The following is a 2,394-nucleotide window of genomic DNA, read 5'->3' as shown; positions in this document are numbered from 1 at the left end:
TGTTTATGGCAAAATAAAAGTACATAATAATGCAGCGTAAAAGTACATAACGCTGCAATAAAGTTCTCAGAAAATAAAAAAGGCTTGCCAGCCTCCAAATTATAACCTACTGTTATTGGTGTCGAATCAAAACAGTGGAGGTCGAAAGGAATGCTGACAATGCCTGAAATCAATTCTATCAAATGTTTAAGAAATGATAAATCATTATCTGTTAATGAGATAGCTAAGATTCATAAAATCAATTGGAGAACTGCAAAAAAATATGCAGATAATGAACAAATACCAAAAGAAAAAACTAAAATAAAGAAAGGAATGATGTATGAGGAGGAATGGGGTGAAATCGTTATAGATTGGCTTTTGGAAGATCAGAAGTTAAAAAAGAAGTTGAGAAGGAAAAACAATCAATTGTTTTCCAGTTTAAAAGAGATGGGCTTCCCGGGTTCTTATCGAACAGTTTGCAATTTCATTCAAGAATGGCGAGAAGGAAAAGAGGTTTCAGACGAAGAAAAGTTTGATGAAAACTATGAGCGTCTCATCCACCCGCCAGCTGAAGCACAACTTGACTTTGGTCTTATGGAAGCAGTGAAGGATGGTAAATACATAGATGTTCATTGTCTTGTAATGACACTGCCATTTAGTAATGATGCCTATGCCGTACCATTACCAGGGGAGAATCAAGAATGTCTCTTCTATGGGATGAAAAAAATGTTTAAGCAACTGGGTGGAGTTCCTAGGAAAGTCCGTATTGATAATATGAAAACAGCTGTGGTTAAGCCAAGAGGACAGAACAGGGAAACGGAATTTACGAATGAGTTTATGCAGTTTGCGAATTTCTATGGTTTTGAGCCACAGGCCTGTAATGCTTATTCTGGTCATGAAAAAGGTAATGTAGAAAATAAAGTCGGCTATATTAGATATAACTTTATTACTCCTGCCCCAGTGATTAGAGATTTTCAGCATTTAACACAATTGTTAGAGAAGCACTTGATAACGGACCGGGATCGTATCCATTATGAAAAGAATCGTACGATTAATGAACTTGTGGAAGAAGAAAATCAATATCTATTGGCATTGCCTGAAGAAGAATATCCTGTCTTTAAAGAGGAGAAGGCGCAAGCAAATAAATATGGAGAGATTGTAATAGACAAGGCAAAAGTTTATGTTCCTAGAGGATATAATTATTCACAGTTAATGCTTATAAAATATTGGGATAGCTTCAAAGTAGTTTCTCCTCATGGAGAAATACTTTTAGAAGATTATCGGCCATATATGCATAAAGGTCGTAAAATACCTTGGGACTCTATTCTAAAAAGCTGGTTAACGAAACCACGAGTAGTAGACTACTCACGTCACGCTGCTTATTTACCAGGACGCATAGCTGAATACATTAAGGTGACGAATTACGATATTAGAAAGGAGCGCATGAAGTGGTTAATTTCATTACTCAGCACTCATGAGATGAGTGAAATCAACGAACATTTCTATGAACTAGTAGCTAAGCAATCATCAGAACTTCAAGAGCCAGAAAACCATCCCTATGACATTGATTGGGCGAAATATGATTTACTTCAAAAATTATCTAAAGTGGCAGGTGAAGTACGGTGAACGAATTAAAAGAAATGTGCAAATCTCTTCGCCTCGCTCACACAGCTGAGATATATGAGGATATTCCATTTGAAAACCCAGAACAGTACTTGAAAGCTTTACTGTCCAAGGAATTAGAACTACGGGAATCCGCTAAAGTAGAGCGACTGATTAAAAAAGCTCGGTTCCTCCAAGAAAAGTCTTTATCTACTTTTCAATGGCACGATCAGATTCATTTGCCACCTCAGATGGATGAAAAAGAGCTAGAAAGCTTGAACTTTATACAGGCGAAGGAAAACTTAATTTTAACTGGATCACCAGGTACTGGTAAAACACATTTGGCCACAGCCATAGGCTATAAAGCATGTGGGATGGGAAAGGAGGCTAGGTTCTATAGGGTATCCGATTTAGTAGCTAACTTGGAGAAAGCTTGGAAAGAGGACAAACTAGCATCTTTCAAAGGCAAATTCAGAAATGTTGATCTTATCATTTTGGATGAAATGGGCTATGTTCCCTTCAATACAGAAGGAGCTGAACTTTTTTTCCAACTTATTTCTGACTGGTATGAACAGAAAAGCCTCATCATTACTTCTAATTTAGAGTTTAGCCAATGGAATCGAATATTTGGGGACTCGAGGTTAACGGCAGCATTGGTTGATCGTGTTATCCATCATGCGCATATATTAAACTTTACTGGTGATAGCTTCAGAATCACCCATGCATTATCAAGAAATAACTGAACAAAAATCGGTTGGCAAGCTTATGTATATTTTCATTGCAATGTTGTGTACTTTTTACTTGCAAAACACA

2 protein-coding genes are annotated in these 2,394 nt (G+C 36.9%); both read left to right on the top strand.

The window, feature by feature from the left end; genetic code table 11:
* Positions 1-150 precede the first annotated feature (150 nt).
* A complete protein-coding gene (gene istA, locus WKU33_RS18710) occupies positions 151-1,605 on the top strand; it encodes an IS21 family transposase (RefSeq protein ID WP_156858105.1) in 1,455 nt (484 codons plus the stop codon).
* A 14-nt stretch (positions 1,606-1,619) separates the two neighbouring features.
* Positions 1,620-2,324 carry an IS21-like element helper ATPase IstB gene (istB, locus tag WKU33_RS18705; RefSeq protein WP_156858106.1) on the top strand — a complete coding sequence of 235 codons (705 nt, stop codon included), beginning with the start codon at positions 1,620-1,622 and terminating at the stop codon, positions 2,322-2,324.
* Positions 2,325-2,394 lie beyond the last annotated feature (70 nt).

Origin of the sequence: Oceanobacillus sp. HCA-5259 (genome assembly GCF_037892815.1) — a bacterium.
Taxonomy (GTDB): Bacteria; Bacillota; Bacilli; order Bacillales; family Amphibacillaceae; genus Oceanobacillus; species Oceanobacillus indicireducens.
This window is presented reverse-complemented; position numbering and strand designations above follow the sequence as displayed.

Excerpts from the sequence above, each read along its gene's own strand:
- istA (WP_156858105.1), top strand. The coding sequence starts at position 151 with ATGCTGACAATGCCTGAAATCAATTCTATCAAATGTTTAAGAAATGAT.
- istB (WP_156858106.1), top strand. The coding sequence starts at position 1,620 with ATGTGCAAATCTCTTCGCCTCGCTCACACAGCTGAGATATATGAGGAT.